This is a genomic window from Flavobacterium sp. UBA4197 (assembly GCF_002379575.1).
Classification (GTDB): Bacteria; Bacteroidota; Bacteroidia; order Flavobacteriales; family Flavobacteriaceae; genus Flavobacterium; species Flavobacterium inviolabile.
Genome location: NZ_DFUB01000013.1, coordinates 25,258 through 47,225 on the forward strand (window position 1 = coordinate 25,258; position 21,968 = coordinate 47,225).

The following is a 21,968-nucleotide window of genomic DNA, read 5'->3' on the forward strand; positions in this document are numbered from 1 at the left end:
ATACAAATTTTAATCATGCAACAAAACAACTATAATTTTTTTCTATGCTGCCATAAACAGCAGCCTGAAAATGCCTGAAACAGTAGGGAATAGCCGGTTATTAGGGTTAGAAATAAGCTCTTAACTGAACGTTTCCGGTATGAATAGTCTGACTGGTTTCGCTTTTTCGGCCCTGATAGTTGAGGTTAATATCCAGGTATTGCGTCAGATTCTTTTGCAAAAGCAGGCGCCACGTTAAATTTTCACCGGCTTGTAAACCTTCCAGCATTTGATAGGCAACCGGCGATAATTCGTTTCCGGTGAATTTATTCTGATAGTAGGACAGCTCGCCGTTAATCGTAAAGCGCTTGTCGGAAGCATAACTAAAAGAAGTTCCTACACGCTGCTGGTTCAGCTTTTCAAAATCGGCGATCTTATTGTCTTTCAGCTGGTATTCATAAAAAAGATCCCAGCTTGCGTTTTTGGAGAACAAATACGAGATTTTGGGCGCCAGTTGATAGCCTGAGAGCTCGAAATTACGGCTGGCATAGTTCTGGGAATAGGTATTGGAGCGGATTGTTTTTCCGTTAAAGCCAACAAGCCAGCTTTTCTGGATCAGATGCGCATACTGGATCTGGTGGGAAGAACTGGTGTTTTCCTGTGAACCTACCGACAACAGGTTTTTAGCCCTGTTTGTTAAAAAAGTATAGGTAATGGAATGGTCCTGCTTGCCGCGATTGTAAAATAAACTGTTTCGGAAACTGGAATTCAGTCCTAATAAATCGTCGTCGTTACCAAAAAACGGATTCAGATCGAAATTGCCGCTTTTGCGTATGATCTTCCGGTCCATGATAAAAGACGTCTGGTTGTAAAAATAAGATAAGAGTTTTTTTAACCCTTTTTCATTCTGCCACTGATTGGCATTCAGGGTTACCGATTGGGAAAACTTATTTTGATGGGTTTTGATAAAAATCTGGTTTGGCAGGAATACGCGGACATATTTTGCCTGATCGGGGAATTGGGCAATCTCAAATTCTTCCAGCTCCTGAATGCCATTGCCGTTGTAATCGTTCCACATATAAATTCCCTGTCCCGGTTCGACCTGTAAATAGGTGAATTCCTGCTGCGGAATTGTACCGGAAGTGGTTTCATAAGCAGTAGTAACCTGGATAAGCTGGTTGAAATAACGATCGTTATAGAGCAGACGGGAGTTTAAGGAAGGCTCGCTGGCTCTTGCCGGATCTTCAAACTTCAGGTTCCGGTAATTGACAAATAAGGATAGATCACTTTTTTCGGTTTGCATCAACCGGGATTTCAGGTAATAAGAATAAGAGGTGTTCACCTTTTTAATAAGACCTTGCTGCAAACTGTCGTTGGTGCGTTGCAAATAGCCGACTTCCATAAAAACTTTGGTACTGTCGCCACGTCCCACAAAAGCACCGAATTCTTTAAAGCGCTGGCTTAAAGCCGAAAACTGATTGGTTTCCTTAATTTTTTCTTCGTTGTTTTCCAGTCGGAAGCTGCCACCCACCCAGTTTTTGTCGATATGGTATTTTACCAGCGACTGACTTCGGATGAATTTTGAGGTCGAGTAATTACTGTCGCTGTTCAGGAAACTGCTGTTATTGCGGATTGCCCAGTTTTTTAAGCTGAACTGACCGTCAACAACATGGCGGGTTCCGGAAAAACTTTCCGAAAAATCGAGCTTTTCCAGCTGGTATTTGGCAAAACCGCTGTTGGCAGAATTGGCCTTTTGCGGCAATCTGAAATTCAGTCCGGAAACCAAAAGCGTCTGATCGCCCAGCGGATTGGTAAGATTCCAGTCCCGGTCAAATTCTATGGTAAAAAGACGTTCAATGGTTTTAAACTCTTTCTGTACAAACTGATAGTTGAGCAGGGCATCTACTTCCCAGCGTTTTGACCATAAGCGCTGTTTGATATTCAATCTTCCGGCTAATCCCTGGTTGTCGTCATTGTCAATTGGAGAAAACAGGTTTTTGTCATTATTGCTCAACCCGATTTCAAAATCAACCAGTGTTTTTTCGCTGGGATTGTATTTTCCTAAAAAAGTGGCAATCTGGATTTTCGTAGGCGGAACCAAACGGATAATCGGTTCATAATTTCCTCTTGGCAGGCCGTTTTCCGGTGCAATGTATTCATAGATACGCCCCACAGCCTGATTGTTGGCCAGTATATAGTTTCCCTGATTGTTACCCACCAAAGTAAAACGGACATTGTACAATTCATCTTCCGGATTGTTGGAATACTGGTAGGTCGTGACGCCGTTTACCACTACTTTTTTATAGAGGATCTTATTTTCGGAATAACTGTCCACATAAGCCGAAGGAGCATTCATCAGATCCGGATTGTCGCCGGCATCGGTTAGGATCTGAATCTGCTCAGGCGACAGGTTTTGCTGCAACGGCTGGCTTTTTACATCACTTTCGGAATATAAAAAACCGCCGACACTCCATTTTTCGCGTTCATGGGTTACTCCGCCATAGGTTACAAACCGCGTATAATTCCGGTCGGTATATTGGTATTCAATATTGATACGCATTTCGGAAGTAATCGGGAAAAGGGAGGTAAAGCGTATTTCTCCGGCATTATAATCAATTATATAATCGTTGCTTTCCCCGCGTTTCAATAAGATCCCGTTTACATAAACCCGTTCGGAGCCGGAAATCACCAGTACATACAATTCGCCGTTTGGTCCTTTTAATTTATAAGGTCCCTGATTACCTTCCTGCCCGATAAAGGTACTTCGGGTATATTGTCCGCGAACCAATGCACCGGCAGCGAAAACATCGGTTTTGTTACCGGCATCGCCAAAAGTGAAATGCGTGGAAAGTCCCTGTACTTTTTTATTGAAATTTAAAAAGCGGGATTGCCGGTTTTCCAGGAATAAATCCCCGGCACGGATGTTCCATTTGTCCGAAAACAATTCGATAAAGATCTGATCAAATTCATCCAGCTTTTGAGAATAACCGCCTTCCTGCAAAGGAATATTGCTGTCCTGAATGGAAGCACGTAAACTGACCTTATCGGATATTTTACCGGTGATCTGCAAATCCAGATTGGAGTTTAAAACCGTATTCTGGTTGTTCCCGATTGTAACACCTCTGGTAATACTTCCGGAAGTGTTCAGGCCGTCAAAAGGTTTGAAATTGTTTACCGGTTCCCGGGTAATGGTATATAGCTTTTGCCCGGTTCCGTTGTTGACCACGCGGGACGGGTCGTAAATCGTATATTTTCGGGTCAGGAATTCCGGGAATTTTAAATAGCGAACCGTTAAAGTGTCGCTTGTCTGAAAATTGTTTTTAAAAGCAAGTGTGCCTTTCTGGAAATTTACGGTATAATAAGTCGTGTCAATTTCATTTCCGGCTTTGTCCAGAAGCTTGAAAAACTCCTTATTAATGCTGACCTTGTCAATGGTAATGGTGTCTTTGGAAACCGTGATCTTTTTGGATTTATAGGGAGTCTCTATTTCTTGGGCATAAAGCCCAGAAACACATAAAAAAGACAAAATTAAAATCCAGTTTTTCAGCATACAAGATATAACTCCAAAATGCCAAAAGTAGTGTAATTTCGTTTAAATTTTAAAAAAGCCGTAAAGTAGGGCAGGGAAAAGAACCGTTAAAAGGAAAGCACTCCTTTTAACGGTTTATATTTTGGATTATTCTTTAGTGATAATCTGCATGGTCTCGCGGCTCATTTGCTTAACCAGTACATCTTTGTCTTTTTCGACCATTTGTACCGCCTTTTCCGTAAAATGACGAATGGTGTATAACGAAACATTATCGTTATAGGTGACTTTGAATTTTTTAGATAAAGTGTTTTTCAGCTCGTTAAAGTTATTGAATTTATCTTCAATACAAACCGAGAAACTGATAGCTGTGTTTTGAATAAGGCTTACCTTTATTTTATACTGATGGAACAGGCCGAAGATCTCGCTGATGTTTTCTTCCATGATAAAAGAGAAATCTATTGAAGAAAGCGAAATCAGCAATTGGTTTTTCTTGACAATAAAACAGGATGTTTGCGGTTCCAGGTCGGCACCTTTGGAAACACTCGTTCCCGGTAACAACGGATTGACAAACGATTTTACATACAAAGGAATCTCTTTGCGCTGTAATGGCTGCAACGTTTTCGGGTGAATTACCGAAGCGCCGTAGAAAGCCAGTTCAATCGCTTCACGATAGGAGATCTGGTTCAATAAAACGGCATTTTCAAAATAACGCGGATCGGCATTCAGAACACCCGGTACATCTTTCCAGATGGTTACGCTTTCCGCATTCAGGCAGTATGCAAAAATTGCTGCCGAATAATCGGAACCTTCACGTCCCAGAGTTGTTGTGAAATTGTTTTCATCCGAACCTAAAAAGCCCTGGGTAATATTCAGTACTTTTTTCCGGATGTTTTTGGAAATGGTTTTTTGAGTCAGTTCCCAGTCTACGATCGCATCGCGATAGGTTGTATCGGTTTTAATCAGGTTGCGGACATCCACCCATTCGTTTTTTAGTCCGGCATAATTAAAATAATAACTCAATATGGTTGTCGACAGGATCTCGCCATAGCTTACAATCTGGTCGTAAACAAAATTGTAATTCGGGGATTTGTTGATGTTCAGGAAATTTTCCATATCGGAAAAATGTCTGTTCACCGCAGCAAAAACGGCATGTTGTTCGTCTTCAAACAAATCCAGTAAAATCTGATTGTGGTATTTCTTGACTTCCTGTATGGAAGCCTTCAGCTCCGGGGACTTATCAAAATAGTTCTTTATTACCACTTCTAAAGCGTTTGTGGTCTTTCCCATTGCCGAAACAACTAGAAGAACATCGTCAAAACCTACTTTTTGCAAAACGTCATATACGTTTTTGATACTACCGGCATCTTTTACAGAAGCACCGCCAAATTTGAATACTCTCATTGTTTATTAATTAGACATATAAATATTGTGATTTATAACTGCTGGGAGCTATAAATTATTTGTAAAATCAGCAATTCCGGCTTCGCTCATCTGAACGACATACCAGTCTTTTAAAACTTTAGCCCCGGATTTTTCATAAAAAGCAATGGCATTCTGATTCCAGTCCAGAACTGCCCATTCGATACGGCGGACATTGTCTTTCTTTCCCTGTTTGATAATTTCGGCATACAAGGCATGACCCAGTCCGGTTCCGCGCATTTTTTCTTTTACGATAAGGTCTTCCAGATGGATCGTTTTTCCTTTCCAGGTCGAATAACGGTGGTAATATAAAGCCATGCCTACAATTTCGGAATCTACCTCTGCGATAAAGGTTTTAAACAGCGGACGGTCTCCAAATCCGTCACGAACCAGATCCTCAGCCGTTATTACCACAGCATCCGGTTCTTTTTCAAAAGTAGCTAACTCCTGAATTAAATCAAGAACAGCAGGCATATCTTCTTTTCTTCCTTCCCGTATTGTCATTTTTTTAGAAAAATTATTGAGTTTTATTATTGCGAGAATAATTATTCGCATTGCACAAAAATAGCGATATTTGTACTCGAAAACACAACAACAATCCTATTTAATAATGAAAGATCGCAATATAACGCTAGGTGAGTTTATCATTGAAAAACAAGAAGAATTCAAGTACTCATCGGGAGAATTATCTCGTATTATCAACTCCATACGTCTGGCAGCAAAAGTGGTTAGCCACAAAGTAAACAAAGCCGGACTGGTTGATATAGTAGGGGCAGCCGGCGAACAGAATATACAAGGTGAAGACCAGCAAAAACTGGATGTTTATGCTAATGAGGTTTTTATTCAGACCTTGATCAACAGGGAGATTGTTTGTGGAATTGCTTCGGAAGAAAATGATGATTTCATTACGGTTCAGGGAAAAGACGCCAGCCACAATAATAAATATGTGGTATTGATGGATCCGTTGGACGGTTCTTCCAATATTGATGTGAATGTTTCGGTAGGAACCATTTTTTCGGTATACAGAAGAGTAACGCCAATGGGAACACCGGTAACGCTGGAAGATTTTTTACAGCCGGGTGTCAATCAGGTAGCTGCCGGATATGTGATTTACGGAACATCGACCATGCTGGTCTATACTACCGGTCACGGCGTAAACGGATTTACACTGAATCCTGCTATCGGAACGTTTTATCTTTCGCATCCGAACATGCGCTATTCGCAGGATGGTAAGATCTACTCGATTAACGAAGGAAACTATATTCATTTCCCGCAGGGTGTAAAAGATTATATCAAATACTGCCAGCAGGAAGAAGGAGATCGTCCGTATACTTCCCGTTATATCGGAAGTCTGGTTTCCGATTTCCACAGAAACATGATCAAAGGCGGAGTATATATTTATCCGACCAGTTCCAAAGCACCAAGCGGAAAATTGCGTTTGCTGTATGAATGCAACCCGATGGCTTTTATTGCAGAACAGGCAGGAGGAAAAGCATCCGATGGATTTGATAGAATACTGGAAATAAAACCGACGGAACTGCACCAGCGGGTTCCTTTTTTCTGCGGAAGCCGTAACATGGTTGAAAAAGCAGAAGAATTTATGACAAAAGCAAGTCAGTTGTAACCATAAAAAAAGTCCTGAGCAATCAGGACTTTTTGTTTTTATAGCGGAATCTTTTATTTGTTCATGTTCTGCATTTCATATACAAAAGTATCCAGGTCCACACTCAGAACCAAAAGGGATAAGGCTTTGTCTACAATATAAGAAGCATTTCCGGGTGTAAAGCCTAAAGCCAGAGTGAAACGCATTAAAATTTCTTTTTGTTTAGGTCCTAAAATATGGTCTGCATAAACCATACGGGATAAATCATACAAACGTTCCAAACGTTGTGTGTATAAATAAGGAGGGTTAATAGGGTACTTTGAAGGGTTTTCCAGGATCTCTTCATATTCTTCCTTGGAAATTTCTAATTGGATAGCCAGTTTGTCTAAAAAGGCTCTTTCCTCATTGGTTAAATCACCGTCGGCGATTGCAACTCTTACAATAGCAGAAAAATGACCTTTATTTCTGTTCTTAAATTCGCTATCGAATAAATCTGAAAATGACATAATTTTTTGGTATTAATGGTGTTATGCAAATATACTTGTATTTCCAATCGTTTGAAAACAATTGAGAAGCTTTTATTGAGCAGTTAAATCAAATATCAAAATAAATTGTAAGTTTGAGAACCCAAATTAAATAAAATAAAATTATGTCGGAATTTTGGATATATTTTAATATCGGCCTGCGCCATGTGCTGGATATCAGGGCTTATGACCATGTGTTGTTTCTTATTGCTCTTGTTGTTCCTTATGCTTTTAAAGATTGGAAACGGGTGTTGCTTCTGGTAACCCTGTTTACCTTAGGACACACCCTTTCGTTATTGCTCTCTGTGTATGGAGTTGTTTATATAAAAGCCAGCCTGGTCGAATTTTTAATACCAATAACCATACTGGTTACGGCACTTTTTCATTTGTTTACTGCCGGAAAATCGGGCAAGAATGAAAGTGTGAGCTTTGTTGCTTTTGTAACCCTGTTTTTTGGAATCATACACGGTTTGGGTTTTTCCAACTACTTTAAAACACTGCTTCCGGGTGGTGCTTCAGACAAACTGCTGCCGTTGCTGGAATTTGCTTTGGGAATTGAAGGCGCACAGATCATTGTTGTGCTGGTTGTGCTGATTTTATCGTATATTATTCAGACATTTTTCCGTTTTTCAAAACGCGACTGGACGCTGGTAATGTCTGCTTTTGTTATTGGAGTCGTATTGCCGATGATTATCGAAAGCGAAATTTGGAAGCGCTAATAAAAAATGCTTATCTTTTCAGTATCAGTAGCGAAACGTTTGCGTATTTTTGTAAAGCCTAAAATGCCGGCTGTTCGCGATAGCTTGTTGCAGTAACAAGCATGTGTTGCCATCGGGGCAAACGGGAAACCATAGCGTTTAGCTAAGGCTTAAAAGCAATCATTAATGAAAGAACAAAAGCGGAATAAATATGATAAAGCCTATTTGCGTATTGCGAAAGAATGGGGACAATTATCATATTGTAAAAGAAAACAGGTTGGAGCAATAATTGTCAAAGACCGGATGATTATCTCCGATGGATACAATGGGACACCTTCAGGATTTGAAAACTGTTGTGAAGACCATGAGGGGATGACAAAATGGTATGTACTGCATGCAGAAGCCAATGCTATTTTAAAAGTAGCCAGTTCTACACAGTCCTGCGAAGGAGCGACACTTTATATAACACTTTCGCCCTGTAAAGACTGTAGTAAGCTGATTCACCAGGCGGGAATTAAAAGAGTGGTCTATTATGAAGGCTATAAAGACGATGCCGGATTGGATTTCCTGAGAAAGGCAGGCGTAGAAGTAGATCATATTACAGACTTGGAATAATATGAGAATCAAAAAAATATATTTGCCCGTTATCATCGCTACGGCCATAGCCGTTGGGGTACTTATTGGCGGCTATCTGAATTTTTCGGCACCCACAGCTACATTTTCATCCAATGCAAGTAAAAACAAGCTCAACAAACTGCTTGATTTTATTAATAATGAATATGTCGATGAAGTGAATACCGATTCTATTGTGGATATTACGGTTAACGGTATTCTTGAAAAACTGGATCCGCATTCGGTATACATTGCAAAAAATGAATTTGAAGCCATTTCCCAAAGCATGAAAGGGGATTTTGTAGGTATCGGGGTTAACTTTTATACCTATAAGGATTCGGTAGCGGTAATCAAACCCATAGCGGGAGGGCCGTCTGAAAGAGCCGGGATAAAAGCCGGTGACCGGATTTTGTTTGCCGGGAATACCAAACTTTTCGGAAGAAAAATATCCAACGACACCCTTTTTTCAAAGCTGAAAGGCGAAGTGGGTTCTAAAGTGGAGCTGACGATTTACCGAAAAAGTGAAAATAAAAAATTCAAAGTAAAGGTTACCCGCGATGTTGTGCCTATTAAAAGTGTTGATGTGGCGTTAATGCTGGACAATCAAACGGGATATATTAAAATTAACCGGTTTGCCGAAACCACCTATGATGAATTTCACAAAGGTTTGCTGCAGTTAAAAGCGGCCGGAGTGCAGCAGCTGATCGTTGACGTGCGCAACAACGGCGGCGGTTATATGGAAAAAGCAGTGGAAATAGCCGATGAGTTTCTGAAAGATAAAGAGCAGATCGTAAAGATCAAAAACCGTAAAGGAACAGAAGAAGTAACCTATGCCACTTCCAAAGGCGCTTTTGAAAACGGTAAATTATACATGCTTATTGATGAAAACAGTGCTTCTGCAAGTGAAATCTTAGCCGGAGCCATTCAGGATGACGACAGGGGAATAATTGTAGGCAGACGTTCTTTCGGTAAAGGATTGGTACAGCGTGAAATGCCTTTGGGCGACGGTTCTGCCGTGCGTTTAACGGTGGCACGTTATTATACGCCATCCGGACGTTCTATCCAGAAGCCTTATAATAAAGGAGCGGATGATTATTTCAGTGATTTCGAAAAACGTTTTGAAAGCGGTGAGCTGTATGCCTTTGATAGTATTAAAGTGGCGGACAGCCTGAAATTTAAAACCAAAAAAGGCAAAATTGTATACGGCGGCGGTGGAATCATTCCGGACATCTTTGTTCCGCTGGAAGGAAAACACGGCGATGAAGCCTTAACGATGATCATGCAATCCGGAATTGTAAGCTATTTCGTTTTTGAAGAAGTCGATAAAAACAGAAAAGAATTTGAAAAGTTAAACGCTGTTCAGGTTGAAGAGAAAATCAGGAATACCGATTATTACTTTAACGGATTTAGAAAGCACCTTTCCAAAAGCGGTTTGATCTTTAATCTTGAAAAGCATCAGGATGTGGTAAAACAATATTTGGCAGCGGAGTTTGTGCGACAGCTCTTTAACGAACAAAAATATTATCAGATTATCTTAAAACAGGACCCGATGATTAAGGCTGTTTTAAGTGCAAAAAAATAGGGAGACATTGTCTCCCTGTTTTTTTATATGCTGGTGTTATTTTCGAATACTGTCGTGTGAATGGGTTTCAACGCCGCCATTCCATAAGGTCAGGATGTCGGTGGCAACAGCTGCACCGCTTCCGGCTGCAATAGCCAGCTGACTTCTCCATCCGGCTAATGTTCCGGCTGCATAAATGCCTTCGGCAACAAGATGGTCGTTGTTTTTTAATTGAATTCGGTTCTTTTCTGCCAATGACTTTCTATGCGGTTCAATATACTGTGTTAAACCTTCAATGCTAAACAGATTGGAAGCACCAATGGCAACAACAATTATTTTTGACTGATAAGAAGCTTTGTTGGTGGTTACCGTAAAATTACCATAACTTCCGGTTACGCTAATAACCTTTTCATCGGCAATCTGCTCGATGTGCGGATAGGTCATTGCCAGGTGTTCGGTACTTTCGGTCAGGATCTCAGCGCCCGGTTTTCCGGCAGGAATGCCATAGGCGTTGTTAAAAAGCGCATCTTGTAATGCTGACGCTTTTTGATGGGTGATAATACCGATCTTTTTATCGGCTACGAAATTTTTCTTGTGTGCGGAGCCTAAAATCAGGGCACAGGATACCCCGGCTACACCGCCACCAATAATTAAAACATCAAACATGAATCTAGTTTCCTTTTGTTTTTTCTTCGATGGCTTTCGACATCTTAAAGATAAGTAAAATACAAACAGCACATAAAGAAGCTACGATTCCTATTAGCGCCACTAAACTGTTGCCTTCGAAAAGATTTGAAAAATCTAAAAGAGTTACATTAAAAATGATTAACCCTATTGCAGCAGCAATTAGTATGTATGAGAAAATTTTCATTGTAATTAAAAAAAAGAACTACGAGTAGTTAAATTATGGCGGTGAAATTAATAAAAATCTGCTTAAATAAAGAGACCTTTAACATTAGCTGCAAATAATTTAACAGCAATCGCTAAAAGCACTACTCCAAATACCTTTCGGATCACGCCCAATCCGTTTTTACCTAATGTTTTTTCAATTTTGGCAGATGACTTTAAGACCAGGTACACAATTAATATATTGGCTACAATACCAAAGATGATATTGATCGTCTGGTATTCCGAACGAAGGGATAATAAAGTGGTCATGGTTCCGGCACCGGCAATCAGCGGAAATGCGATTGGTACAATGGAAGCCGTATTGGGAGCATCGTCTTTATATAACGTGATGCCAAGAATCATTTCCAAAGCCAGGAAGAACAATACAAAGGAACCGGCTACGGCAAACGAATTCACGTCAATACCGATTAATTTCAGGATTTCATCACCTACAAACAGGAAGGAAATCATGATCACCGCGGCAACAATCGACGCTTTTTCAGACTGAATATGTCCTACCTTGTTGCGTAAATCTACGATAATAGGAATGCTTCCGAAAATATCGATAACCGCAAATAATACCATTCCTACCGTAAAAATTTCTTTCCAATCGAATCCCATGACTTGTTTTTTTGAGGGTGCAAAATTATATATTATTCTAACAAAATTATATAAAAACAAGTTAATTTTTAACAAAAAAATAAAATATCTGTATTTAAGGCTGCTTTTTTTGTTTATACTGCAATAAAGCTGTTTGGAGTGAGGTGGTTTTTGATTCGCATTAATGCTTTAAACTTTGTACCTTTGCCGGATAAATTTAGAATCGGAAGTAAAAATGTTTCAATTAGGTAAAACCATTGTGTCTGAGGAAATTCTTGAAAAAGAGTTTGTATGTAATTTGTCGGCTTGTAAAGGAGCCTGTTGTGTGGACGGGGATGCCGGTGCGCCGCTTGATGAAAACGAAACTAAAATTTTAGCGGAAATATATCCTATTGTAAAGCCGTTTCTTCGTCCGGAAGGTATTGCTGCTATTGAAGCGCAGGGAACTTCTGTTGTTGGGGAAGACGGAGAATTAGAAACACCTTTAATTAACGGAGCCGACTGTGCTTACGTTATTTTCGATGGAAAAACCGCGCTTTGCGGTATAGAGCAGGCGTATAATCAGGGATTGGTAGACTGGAAAAAACCGGTTTCCTGCCACCTGTATCCAATTCGCGTTAAAGACTTTTCGGAATTCGCAGCTGTTAACTATCACAAATGGCATATTTGTGATGATGCCTGTTCGTTAGGAAAGGAATTGGAAGTGCCGGTATATAAATTTGTAAAAGAAGCTTTGGTTCGGAAATTTGGACAAGACTGGTATGATGAGCTTGAAAAAGTAGCTGAAGAACTCAAAGCATAAAGCTTCAAAAAAGAATCGTTTCCTTTAGGCTTTAAGCTAATGTATTTACTGCTTTTCGGGCAGGTTTTCGTTGTTTTTTGATTTTTTGTAAATTGTTGAAATTCAAAAATTTAGACTTTAATAATGACCTTGAAAGAATTTTCTTCGGTTGTTAAAAACTCGTTCCAATTGTGAATAAGTTTGGCTGGGTTTGACTTTCTTTTTACATTTCAAATGACAACCTTTGTAGGGGTTCTTTCCGGGAATCTTTAAAATTATAATTCTATAAAAGTCAACATACTATGTCAGCAGTCGAACCAATTTTACAAGAAAACAAAGATCGTTTTGTGATTTTTCCTATCAAACACCATGATATCTGGGAATGGTACAAAAAGATGGAAGCTAGCTTTTGGACGGCGGAAGAAATTGATCTTCATCAGGATTTAACCGACTGGAATACCAAGTTAAATGAGGATGAGAAATATTTTATCAAACATATTCTGGCATTTTTTGCGGCTTCTGATGGTATTGTAAATGAAAACCTAGCTGAAAACTTCGTGAATGAAGTGCAGTATGCCGAGGCGAAATTCTTTTACGGTTTCCAGATCATGATGGAAAATATCCACAGTGAAACCTATTCGCTTTTAATTGATACGTATGTAAAAGACGAAGCGGAAAAGAACCAGTTGTTCCACGCTATTGAAGTGTTTCCGGCAATTAAGAAAAAAGCGGAGTGGGCGTTGAAATGGATTGAGTCCGATTCGTTTGCAGAGCGGTTAATTGCTTTTGCAGCGGTTGAAGGAATCTTCTTTTCGGGAGCTTTCTGTTCTATTTTCTGGTTGAAAAAACGCGGATTAATGCCGGGGCTGACATTTTCGAACGAGCTGATTTCTCGTGATGAAGGAGTGCATTGTGATTTTGCAGTGCATTTACACAACCACCATTTGGTTAATAAAGTATCGAAAAACAGAATTAAAGAGATCATTACAGATGCACTGAATATCGAAAGAGAATTTATTACAGAATCGTTACCGGCGAGTTTGATCGGGATGAACTCTGTATTGATGATTCAGTATCTGGAATTTGTTGCCGACAGATTGTTGGTGGAATTGCAGTGCGAAAAAGTATATAATGCAACAAACCCGTTTGATTTTATGGACATGATTTCGTTACAGGGAAAAACAAATTTCTTTGAAAAACGAGTTTCCGAATATCAGAAAGCGGGCGTTATGAATAAAGATACCGATTCGCAGAAAATTAGCTTTGACGCTGATTTTTAATCGACATGTATTCCCTTTTTGGGAAAGTTTAAGCAGAAAACAAAAAAGGTTTTCTCACAATTTTTAATTAATCACTCATAAATTTTTCAATAATATGTATGTAGTAAAAAGAGACGGACGAAGAGAACCTGTAATGTTTGATAAGATTACAGATAGAGTTAGAATTCTATGCTACGGATTAAACGACCTGGTTGATCCTGTAAAAGTAGCCATGCGTGTTATTGAAGGTTTGTATGATGGAGTAACAACATCCGAATTGGATAATTTAGCTGCCGAAACGGCAGCGTCAATGACCGTTTCGCATCCGGATTATGCACAGTTGGCAGCGCGAATTGCGGTATCCAACCTGCACAAGAATACTAAAAAATCATTCTCGGAAACCATGACTGACATGTATCAGTATGTTAATCCGAGAACCAATCAGGATTCACCGTTAATCTCCGATGAGGTTCACGAAGTGATTATGGCAAATGCCGAACGATTGGATTCTACAATTATCTATAACAGGGATTTCAATTACGATTATTTCGGATTTAAAACCCTGGAGCGTTCTTATTTGCTGCGTATCAACGGGCAGATCGTAGAGCGTCCGCAGCACATGTTAATGCGTGTTTCCGTTGGAATTCACCTTAATGATATTGAATCGGCTATCGAAACGTATGAGTTAATGTCTAAAAAATTCTTTACACATGCAACACCAACGTTATTCAATGCCGGAACACCAAAACCGCAAATGTCTTCATGCTTCCTGTTAGCCATGCAGGATGACAGTATTGACGGTATTTACGATACGTTAAAACAAACGGCTAAAATTTCCCAGTCTGCCGGCGGAATCGGATTATCGATCCACAACGTTCGTGCAACCGGTTCGTATATTCGTGGAACAAACGGAACATCAAACGGAATCGTACCGATGCTTCGTGTGTTTAACGATACGGCCCGTTATGTAGACCAGGGTGGTGGAAAACGTAAAGGAAGCTTTGCTGTTTATGTAGAGCCGTGGCATGCGGATATTTTTGATTTCCTTGATTTGAGAAAAAATCACGGTAAAGAAGAAATGCGTGCCCGTGACCTTTTTTATGCAATGTGGATGAATGACCTTTTCATGAAAAGAGTTCAGGAAGACGCCTCATGGACTTTAATGTGTCCGAACGAATGTCCGGGATTATATAATGTTTACGGCGATGAGTTTGATGCGATGTACATTGCCTATGAAAATGCTGGAAAAGGCAGAAAAACAATAAAAGCCCGTGAACTATGGGAAAAAATCCTGGAATCTCAAATTGAAACAGGAACACCTTATATGCTGTATAAAGATGCGGCAAACCGAAAATCAAATCAAAAGAATTTAGGAACAATCCGTTCTTCCAACCTGTGTACGGAAATCATGGAATACACATCGGCAGATGAAATTGCTGTTTGTAACCTGGCTTCCATTTCGTTACCGATGTTTGTAGAAAACGGGGCGTTTAACCATGAATTGCTTTTTGATGTAACGAAACGTGTAACACGCAACCTGAATAAAGTAATCGACAGGAACTACTATCCTGTTCAGGAAGCGGAAAACTCAAACATGCGTCACCGTCCGGTTGGATTGGGAGTGCAAGGTCTGGCGGATGCTTTTATCTTACTGCGTTTGCCTTTCACCAGCGATGAAGCTAAAAAACTGAACCAGGAAATCTTTGAAACCATGTACTTTGCTGCAGTTACTGCTTCGATGGAAATGGCAAAAGAAGAAGGACCATATTCAACTTTCCAGGGATCACCGATCTCTCAGGGAGAATTCCAGTATAATCTTTGGGGATTAAGCGATGAAGAATTAAGCGGTCGTTGGGATTGGAAATCACTGCGTAAAGAAGTAATGGAACACGGAGTGCGTAACTCTTTGTTGATGGCGCCGATGCCAACAGCTTCCACATCTCAGATTTTAGGAAACAACGAAGCTTTTGAACCATATACATCCAATATTTATACAAGACGGGTATTGTCTGGTGAATTTATTGTAGTAAACAAGCATTTATTACATGATTTGGTAAACTTAGGATTGTGGAATGAAAGCCTGAAACAGGAAATCATGCGTGCAAACGGTTCTATTCAGGATATCGATGCGATTCCTCAGGATATTAAAGAATTGTACAAAACCGTTTGGGAAATGAGTATGAAAGATATTATCGATATGTCACGTCACAGAGGATATTTTATCGATCAGTCCCAGTCGTTAAACCTGTTTATGGAAGGAGCTACTTTTGCAAAACTAACATCAATGCATTTCTATGCGTGGCAATCCGGATTAAAAACAGGAATGTACTATTTAAGAACGAAGAGTGCGGTTGACGCGATCAAGTTCACATTGAATAATGATAAAAAAGAAGAAACACCATCCGTAAAAGAAGAGGAAATTGCAGTTGACGAATTCCGCGCCATGCTGGAACGTTCTAAAAATGCAGAACCGGACGATTGCGAAATGTGTGGTTCATAATTCTGGAATAAAACTATAAGAATAACAGGCAGCTACTTGAAAAGGTAGCTGTTTTTTTACTGTAGAAAATAGTAGAAAGAAAGAATATATAAAGAACAGTTGTCATTTGACAGCTGTTTTGTTTTTAAAGAAATTGTATTTGTACATTTGTGAATAAGTCCTAACGTATAAAACAGGAATAATTTTGAGTACTTTATATTTTACAGACAGGAGTAATATCAACCTGGAAGATGTTGTTTTTAACGAAGCGGTATCCGGACAGATCAATCAGTTTTTAAAGGAATACCAGTATCGGGAAATTTTGGAACAGTATGAACTGCCGGTAGTCAACAAAATGCTGCTTTACGGAAAAACCGGCTGCGGGAAAACAATGACGGCAAAAGCCATAGCAAAACGGCTCGATAAGAAGATCATCATTGTAAACCTGGCGAGTATCGTGTCGTCCAAACTGGGCGAAACAGCAAAGAATATTGAAGGACTGTTTAAAGAAGTATTGTATGAAAGTGCCGTATTGTTCTTTGATGAATTTGATTCGTTGGGGCAAATCCGGGATTATGATAACAAAGACAGTAGCGAGATGAAAAGGGTTGTCAATGCCATTTTACAGCTGATTGATAACTTCCCGAAAAAATCCATTCTAATTGCGGCAACCAACCAGATACAGATGATTGATGAAGCTTTGGTACGCCGGTTTGAATTAAAGCTGGAATTTACCTTGCCCTCCAAAGATGTGCTGGATAAATATTACACCCATTTATTGTCTAAGTATCCGGTACCATTCCAAAAACTGGAACGCATCTATGACATTTCATTTGCAGAGGCAAAAAACCATGTTTTTAAAGAAGTGAAAAATAATATTATTCAGGCAGAGATAGCCAAACAACAAAATAATTAATCCTATTTTGAATCAGAACAATTCAGAATATATAATATAAGGAATCCAATGATGAACTGGGAACAGCTCTTGTCCTTAAAAAGACAAGGCGATACAAGCAAACGTTTAAGAAAAGAACAGGATGATACCCGGCTGGGTTTTGAAGTTGATTACGACAGGATCATCTTTTCATCTGCCTTTCGAAGCTTACAGGATAAAACGCAGGTTATTCCGCTTTCGAAAACCGATTTCGTACATACGCGGTTAACGCACAGTCTGGAAGTATCGGTTGTGGGACGTTCTTTAGGCCGTTTGGTTGGGAAGAAAATCTTAGAAAAATACCCTCATTTAAAAGAAATACACGGTTTCCACATGAACGATTTCGGAACGATTGTGGCGGCAGCTGCTTTGGCACACGATATCGGAAATCCACCGTTCGGACATTCCGGCGAAAAGGCGATAGGGGAATATTTTAAAACCGGAAACGGCTTGCAGTATCAGGCGCAACTGGAACCTAAAGAATGGCAGGATCTGGTGGACTTTGAAGGAAATGCCAATGGCTTTTCGGTGCTGACCGGTTCCCGTCCGGGTAATGAAGGCGGGCTTCGGATTTCCTATGCCACCTTAGGTGCCTTTATGAAATATCCGAAAGAAAGCCTTCCTAAAAAACCTACGGCAAACATTGCCGATAAGAAATTCGGTTTTTTCCAGACCGATAAGGAATTTTTTAAAGACGTAGCGGCAGAACTGGGAATGCTGTCCAATAAAAAAACGGAAGATATCGGGTTCGAAAGACATCCGCTGGCATTTCTGGTTGAAGCGGCAGACGATATTTGTTATACCATAATCGATTTTGAAGACGGTATTAATCTGGGGCTGGTAGAGGAGGACTTTGCTCTGGAATACCTTATTAATTTAGTAAGGCATACGATCGATAACAAAAAATACAATACCCTTACCACAAAAGAAGACCGTATCAGTTACCTGCGCGCTTTGGCGATCAGCAGCTTGATAGGCGATGCCGTAAAGGTCTTCCTTGAAAATGAAGAAGCGATTCTTCAGGGGAACTTCCATGTAGCCCTGATGGATAAAAGCCAGTACAAAGCCCAGATGGACGACATTATCAAGATTAGTATTAAGAATATCTATCAGAGCCGTGAGGTAATTGAGAAAGAAATCATGGGTTACCAGATTATCAATACGTTGCTGGATAAATTCTGTACAGCTTACAATAATAAATTTGAAGGCAAGGCAACCAATTATGATATCCTGATCTTAAAATTATTGCCGGAGAAATTTATAACCGAGAAAATGAAACTTTATGAACGGCTGATGCATATCTGTCATTTCGTTTCGATGTTAACTGACGGTAAAGCTTTACAAATCTTTAATATTATAAAAGCCGGGATTTAATTCTTACTGATAAATTAACGCTATTTTTTTGTTAAGTGGAATAAAAGTTTAATTTTGTGATACTTAAATTAAAAAAGCTAACTACAAATTATGAAAAAAACTACCCTATTGATGCTAATGTTAGCAAGTGGCGTAGGATTTGCCCAATCCCAAAATGAGCAGATTCAGCGATATCTGGCTAATAATCATCAAAAACTTGGATTAACGAAGCAAGATGTTGAGGACTGGTTTGTTGAAAGTGAAGCGAGTTCTTCCACTACAAAAATCAATAACTATTATGTTAAGCAGCGGTATAAAGGAATTGAAATTTTTAATGCGATAACCAATTTTTCTGTTAAAAACGGAGAGGTTATTAATGTTGGAAATCGGTTTGTTCCGGGAATATCGGCAAAGATCAATACGGTTACTCCGGTTTTATCAGTGCTTGACGGTTTCCAGAAAGCGTTAAGCCTGTTGAAAGTACAAACGTTCAGCAGCCAGGTTGTTACTACAATCAGCAATAAAGAATTTAAATTGTCTAACGGAACGTTACAGGATGATCCGGTAAGTGCAGAATTGGTATTCCAGCAAATGGAAGACGAATCGTTGCGTCTGGCCTGGGATTATACGTTTTATACTTCCGATTACAAACATTTATGGAGTGTTAGAATCGATGCTGTAAACGGTAAGCTTCTGGAAAATTTTGACTTGGTTTTAAGTTGTAATTTTGGTGATGCGAATCACAAAGAGCACAACCACTCCATGAACTTTGGCAATAAAGCGTTTAAAGAAGCAAATTCTTTTGCGCAGGTACAGTCGGGATCTTACCGCGTGTACCCATTCAATGTGGAAAGTCCTAATCACGGTAACAGAGAGTTGTTGGTTTCTCCGCATAATGCGCTTGCCTCTCCTTACGGATGGCATGATATTAACGGAACAGCCGGCGCGGAATTTACCATTACAAGAGGAAATAACGTTTGGGCAAAAGAAGATATTGCCGGAACAAACGGAAACGGAGCAAGTCCGGACGGAGGTGCAGGATTGGTTTTTGACTATCCTTACGGCGGAACCGGAGTAGCAGCGTCTACTTATACGAATGCTGCAACGACAAACCTGTTCTACATGAATAATATCATGCACGATATCATGTATCAGTATGGTTTTAATGAAGTTAACGGTAACTTCCAGCAGAATAATTATGGAAAAGGAGGAACAGTTACCCTTCAGGGTGATGCTGTTTTAGCTGATGCACAGGATGGAAGCGGAACAAATAACGCAAACTTTTCCACACCGGTTGACGGACAGCGCCCGAGAATGCAGATGTATTTATGGGATGTTGGACCAAGACCAAAATTTTTCGAGATCCATTCCCCGGCTTCTTTAGCGGGTAGCTATGTAGCGGTTGACAATAACTTTACTAACGGTCACGTGGCATTGCCGGTGCAGCCTGCAGGAATTACGGCTAATGTGGCCCTGTTCAATGACGGTGTTCCGGATAATGCAGATGCTTGTACAGCAGCTATAAACGGTGCAGAATTGAACGGTAAGATCGTAATGATCAAAAGAGGAACCTGTTCTTTTGTTGAAAAAGTTATGTTTGCTCAGAATGCAGGAGCACTTGCAGTTATCGTGGTAAACAATTTAGAAGAAGATATCGTGATGGGTGGTGATAATGCAGCGATAACAATCCCTGCTATTTCCATCAGACCTTCTGTTGGAAATGCTATGATCGCAGCCATGCAAAACGGAACACTTAATTTAACGATCGCTATTCAGCCGGTTAACTTTGTGAATTCTGATGGCGATTTTGATAATGGTGTTATTACACACGAATACGGACATGGTGTTTCTTCCCGTTTAACCGGCGGACCGGCTAATGCGGCTTGTTTAACAAGTTCAGAGCAAATGGGAGAAGGATGGTCAGATTTCTTTGCTTATATGTTGCAGATGAAAGCTGGTGATTCTCCGGTTGTTGGTAAAGGTATTGCTACTTTCTTAGCCAATCAGCCTACAGACGGAAGAGGAATCCGTGCTTTTAAATATTCAACGGATTTAGCTATTAACCCGCTTACTTACGGAGATACAAATGGTTTAACCTATGTAGACGCTAACGGAACAACAAGAATTGATGTTCACGCTGTAGGAACGGTTTGGGCTAGTGTATTATGGGATTTAGCCTGGGCTTATGTTAACAAATACGGATACGATGCGAATATGTACACTGGTACCGGTGGAAATAACAAAGTTTTAAGACTGGTTATTGACGCTTTAAAATTACAGCCTTGTAACCCTTCATTCGTTTCCGGTAGAAATGCTATTATTGCAGCAGATCAGGCAACGACAGGCGGACAGGATTTCTGTATGATCTGGGATGTATTTGCAAGAAGAGGATTGGGTGTTAATGCTTCGGCTGGAACCAATTCCGGTATTGCCGGTATTAACGACCAGGTGGAAGATTTTACAACGCCACCACAGGGGCCTAACTGTACGTTAGCAGTAGACTATTTCCAGAATGAAGATATGATCAAGGTATATCCTAACCCTTCAAACGGTACGTTCAATGTGTTTATTGGAAACTACAGCGGAAAAGTGACACTTGAAGTATTTGATATAAACGGTAGAAAAGTGTACAACCAAAAAGTTGACGACTTCAATATCGAAAAAACAATAAATCTGAAAGGATTACAATCAGGAATGTATATTCTTAAGATTGACGGAGATAATCTAAGTTATACGAAGAAGGTTATATTAAATTAATTCTAATAAAAAAGGTTCCGAAAGGAACCTTTTTTGTTTTTAAAAAGTATAGCTCAATCCTACACCGAGTAATTGTTTAAACTGGATTTTAGGACCTTGTGTAACCTGTACGCCGTCTATCTCCTTTTTCGATTTGATGTCATCGTCATAAACGAGATTGGTACCGATATTGGCTTTTACATATTGATTTACGACCAGATCAAGCTGTACCTGCCAGTCTACATCGACATTGCCAAAATTATTCAGGTAATCGGTATAAAGGCTTAATCGATGATCCAGGAAAATATTTTTATAGATTTCATTCTTCCATTGGTTGGTGACTAAAATTCCGACTTCTGTCCGGGACTTTTTACCATGCCTGATCAGATTGCCATCTGCGTCATAAACCGCTTTGTCAACCCCGAAAGCCCCCTGGTCGGCTAAACGCTGATCCAGTACTAAAGTGGTTTTTTGTGTCAGCGGAGAAAAATAGGCATTCAGCTTTTTTTCTTTATTGGAATATTCTGCTCCTACACCCAGAAACCAGTAAGCCGGGGCAAAAGCCTTGGAAATTGCCAGATCCGTATTGGGGTAAGCATAACCGCTTGTGAACTGCGTGTTGAAATTTAATTTTGCACTGTGGTACCAGTTTGAAATACTATCATGACGGTATCCGATGGTGGAATTAAGCTGTACCGCATCATCCGTTTTCCGTAATTCCCTTTCTTCCTGCTTATTTACGCCATAGCGCACGATTAATTCGTTTTTCCATCTAAGATTGCCTTTGGTGTAGTTTCTTAGGAAAGCACCCTTTAAAAGGCCGGAAATGGAGTTGTTTCCTCCGACGCTCCAATTGATAAAGGCAATCTGGCTGAAATCGAGGCCGATAACGTTCTTTTTGTGCCAGTAAGTGGTGGTGTCGGGGATTGTTGTTCTTACAACGTCTTGTGCATTACTTTTTGAAATAGTTAAAATAAAAAGTAATCCGATTAGATACGGAGTAATTTTCATGA

The 21,968-nt window shown here is 39.9% G+C and carries 18 protein-coding genes; 10 read left to right on the forward strand and 8 right to left on the reverse strand.

Annotated features, from left to right (window positions below):
• Positions 1-106: 106 nt before the first annotated feature.
• The 3 genes from B3394_RS06755 to B3394_RS06765 form a co-directional block, all read right to left on the reverse strand.
• Positions 107-3,529, reverse strand: a complete 3,423-nt coding sequence (locus B3394_RS06755) for a hypothetical protein (RefSeq protein WP_286914444.1) — start codon at positions 3,527-3,529, stop codon at positions 107-109.
• A 126-nt stretch (positions 3,530-3,655) separates the two neighbouring features.
• Positions 3,656-4,909 carry an aspartate kinase gene (locus B3394_RS06760; protein ID WP_177731383.1) on the reverse strand — a complete coding sequence of 418 codons (1,254 nt, stop codon included), beginning with the start codon at positions 4,907-4,909 and terminating at the stop codon, positions 3,656-3,658.
• A 48-nt stretch (positions 4,910-4,957) separates the two neighbouring features.
• Entirely contained in the window at positions 4,958-5,431 is a 474-nt protein-coding gene (locus tag B3394_RS06765; RefSeq protein ID WP_286914450.1) for a GNAT family N-acetyltransferase, read from the reverse strand.
• A gap of 106 nt (positions 5,432-5,537) precedes the next feature.
• On the opposite strand from B3394_RS06765, the gene fbp reads away from it, so the two are divergent.
• The gene (fbp, locus tag B3394_RS06770) at positions 5,538-6,551 is read left to right on the forward strand and encodes a class 1 fructose-bisphosphatase (RefSeq protein ID WP_286914452.1); all 1,014 of its coding nucleotides are present in this window, start codon (positions 5,538-5,540) and stop codon (positions 6,549-6,551) included.
• Positions 6,552-6,604: 53 nt separating this feature from the next.
• On the opposite strand, the gene B3394_RS06775 is transcribed toward fbp, so the two are convergent.
• Entirely contained in the window at positions 6,605-7,036 is a 432-nt protein-coding gene (locus tag B3394_RS06775) for a TerB family tellurite resistance protein (RefSeq protein ID WP_177731389.1), read from the reverse strand.
• A gap of 143 nt (positions 7,037-7,179) precedes the next feature.
• Here B3394_RS06775 and B3394_RS06780 point away from each other — a divergent pair, with 143 nt between their 5' ends.
• From B3394_RS06780 to B3394_RS06790, 3 genes are all read left to right on the forward strand, one after another.
• Entirely contained in the window at positions 7,180-7,773 is a 594-nt protein-coding gene (locus B3394_RS06780; protein ID WP_177731390.1) for a HupE/UreJ family protein, read from the forward strand.
• Between the two features lie 165 nt (positions 7,774-7,938).
• Positions 7,939-8,367 carry a deoxycytidylate deaminase gene (locus tag B3394_RS06785; RefSeq protein WP_177731392.1) on the forward strand — a complete coding sequence of 143 codons (429 nt, stop codon included), beginning with the start codon at positions 7,939-7,941 and terminating at the stop codon, positions 8,365-8,367.
• Position 8,368: 1 nt separating this feature from the next.
• Positions 8,369-9,946: a S41 family peptidase gene (locus tag B3394_RS06790; protein ID WP_273246506.1), complete on the forward strand. Its 1,578-nt coding sequence runs from the start codon at positions 8,369-8,371 to the stop codon at positions 9,944-9,946.
• A gap of 36 nt (positions 9,947-9,982) precedes the next feature.
• Here the strand turns inward: B3394_RS06790 and B3394_RS06795 are convergent, their stop codons facing one another.
• The 3 genes from B3394_RS06795 to B3394_RS06805 all read right to left on the reverse strand — a co-directional run bounded on the left by B3394_RS06795 (position 9,983) and on the right by B3394_RS06805 (position 11,434).
• The gene (locus B3394_RS06795; protein ID WP_286914457.1) at positions 9,983-10,591 is read right to left on the reverse strand and encodes an FAD-dependent oxidoreductase; all 609 of its coding nucleotides are present in this window, start codon (positions 10,589-10,591) and stop codon (positions 9,983-9,985) included.
• 4 nt (positions 10,592-10,595) lie between these two features.
• A complete protein-coding gene (locus tag B3394_RS06800) occupies positions 10,596-10,796 on the reverse strand; it encodes a hypothetical protein (RefSeq protein WP_246297037.1) in 201 nt (66 codons plus the stop codon).
• Between the two features lie 62 nt (positions 10,797-10,858).
• Positions 10,859-11,434: a MarC family protein gene (locus tag B3394_RS06805; RefSeq protein WP_177731398.1), complete on the reverse strand. Its 576-nt coding sequence runs from the start codon at positions 11,432-11,434 to the stop codon at positions 10,859-10,861.
• Positions 11,435-11,648: 214 nt separating this feature from the next.
• Between B3394_RS06805 and B3394_RS06810 the strand changes: the two genes are divergently transcribed.
• From B3394_RS06810 to B3394_RS06835, 6 genes are all read left to right on the forward strand, one after another.
• Positions 11,649-12,215 (forward strand): DUF3109 family protein, encoded by a 567-nt coding sequence (locus tag B3394_RS06810; RefSeq protein WP_273246504.1) that lies wholly within the window; start codon positions 11,649-11,651, stop codon positions 12,213-12,215.
• Positions 12,216-12,496: 281 nt separating this feature from the next.
• Positions 12,497-13,474 (forward strand): ribonucleotide-diphosphate reductase subunit beta, encoded by a 978-nt coding sequence (locus tag B3394_RS06815; protein ID WP_177731402.1) that lies wholly within the window; start codon positions 12,497-12,499, stop codon positions 13,472-13,474.
• A 94-nt stretch (positions 13,475-13,568) separates the two neighbouring features.
• Positions 13,569-15,953 (forward strand): ribonucleoside-diphosphate reductase subunit alpha, encoded by a 2,385-nt coding sequence (locus tag B3394_RS06820; RefSeq protein WP_177731404.1) that lies wholly within the window; start codon positions 13,569-13,571, stop codon positions 15,951-15,953.
• 184 nt (positions 15,954-16,137) lie between these two features.
• Positions 16,138-16,848 carry an AAA family ATPase gene (locus B3394_RS06825; RefSeq protein WP_177731406.1) on the forward strand — a complete coding sequence of 237 codons (711 nt, stop codon included), beginning with the start codon at positions 16,138-16,140 and terminating at the stop codon, positions 16,846-16,848.
• 51 nt (positions 16,849-16,899) lie between these two features.
• Positions 16,900-18,240 (forward strand): dGTP triphosphohydrolase, encoded by a 1,341-nt coding sequence (gene dgt, locus B3394_RS06830; RefSeq protein ID WP_273246540.1) that lies wholly within the window; start codon positions 16,900-16,902, stop codon positions 18,238-18,240.
• A gap of 90 nt (positions 18,241-18,330) precedes the next feature.
• The gene (locus B3394_RS06835; protein WP_286914469.1) at positions 18,331-20,976 is read left to right on the forward strand and encodes a T9SS-dependent M36 family metallopeptidase; all 2,646 of its coding nucleotides are present in this window, start codon (positions 18,331-18,333) and stop codon (positions 20,974-20,976) included.
• Between the two features lie 39 nt (positions 20,977-21,015).
• On the opposite strand, the gene B3394_RS06840 is transcribed toward B3394_RS06835, so the two are convergent.
• The gene (locus B3394_RS06840) at positions 21,016-21,966 is read right to left on the reverse strand and encodes a DUF3078 domain-containing protein (protein WP_177731410.1); all 951 of its coding nucleotides are present in this window, start codon (positions 21,964-21,966) and stop codon (positions 21,016-21,018) included.
• Positions 21,967-21,968 lie beyond the last annotated feature (2 nt).

Excerpts from the sequence above, each read along its gene's own strand:
- B3394_RS06755 (WP_286914444.1), bottom strand. The coding sequence starts at position 3,529 with ATGCTGAAAAACTGGATTTTAATTTTGTCTTTTTTATGTGTTTCTGGG.
- B3394_RS06760 (WP_177731383.1), bottom strand. The coding sequence starts at position 4,909 with ATGAGAGTATTCAAATTTGGCGGTGCTTCTGTAAAAGATGCCGGTAGT.
- B3394_RS06765 (WP_286914450.1), bottom strand. The coding sequence starts at position 5,431 with ATGACAATACGGGAAGGAAGAAAAGAAGATATGCCTGCTGTTCTTGAT.
- fbp (WP_286914452.1), top strand. The coding sequence starts at position 5,538 with ATGAAAGATCGCAATATAACGCTAGGTGAGTTTATCATTGAAAAACAA.
- B3394_RS06775 (WP_177731389.1), bottom strand. The coding sequence starts at position 7,036 with ATGTCATTTTCAGATTTATTCGATAGCGAATTTAAGAACAGAAATAAA.
- B3394_RS06780 (WP_177731390.1), top strand. The coding sequence starts at position 7,180 with ATGTCGGAATTTTGGATATATTTTAATATCGGCCTGCGCCATGTGCTG.
- B3394_RS06785 (WP_177731392.1), top strand. The coding sequence starts at position 7,939 with ATGAAAGAACAAAAGCGGAATAAATATGATAAAGCCTATTTGCGTATT.
- B3394_RS06790 (WP_273246506.1), top strand. The coding sequence starts at position 8,369 with ATGAGAATCAAAAAAATATATTTGCCCGTTATCATCGCTACGGCCATA.
- B3394_RS06795 (WP_286914457.1), bottom strand. The coding sequence starts at position 10,591 with ATGTTTGATGTTTTAATTATTGGTGGCGGTGTAGCCGGGGTATCCTGT.
- B3394_RS06800 (WP_246297037.1), bottom strand. The coding sequence starts at position 10,796 with ATGAAAATTTTCTCATACATACTAATTGCTGCTGCAATAGGGTTAATC.
- B3394_RS06805 (WP_177731398.1), bottom strand. The coding sequence starts at position 11,434 with ATGGGATTCGATTGGAAAGAAATTTTTACGGTAGGAATGGTATTATTT.
- B3394_RS06810 (WP_273246504.1), top strand. The coding sequence starts at position 11,649 with ATGTTTCAATTAGGTAAAACCATTGTGTCTGAGGAAATTCTTGAAAAA.
- B3394_RS06815 (WP_177731402.1), top strand. The coding sequence starts at position 12,497 with ATGTCAGCAGTCGAACCAATTTTACAAGAAAACAAAGATCGTTTTGTG.
- B3394_RS06820 (WP_177731404.1), top strand. The coding sequence starts at position 13,569 with ATGTATGTAGTAAAAAGAGACGGACGAAGAGAACCTGTAATGTTTGAT.
- dgt (WP_273246540.1), top strand. The coding sequence starts at position 16,900 with ATGAACTGGGAACAGCTCTTGTCCTTAAAAAGACAAGGCGATACAAGC.
- B3394_RS06835 (WP_286914469.1), top strand. The coding sequence starts at position 18,331 with ATGAAAAAAACTACCCTATTGATGCTAATGTTAGCAAGTGGCGTAGGA.
- B3394_RS06840 (WP_177731410.1), bottom strand. The coding sequence starts at position 21,966 with ATGAAAATTACTCCGTATCTAATCGGATTACTTTTTATTTTAACTATT.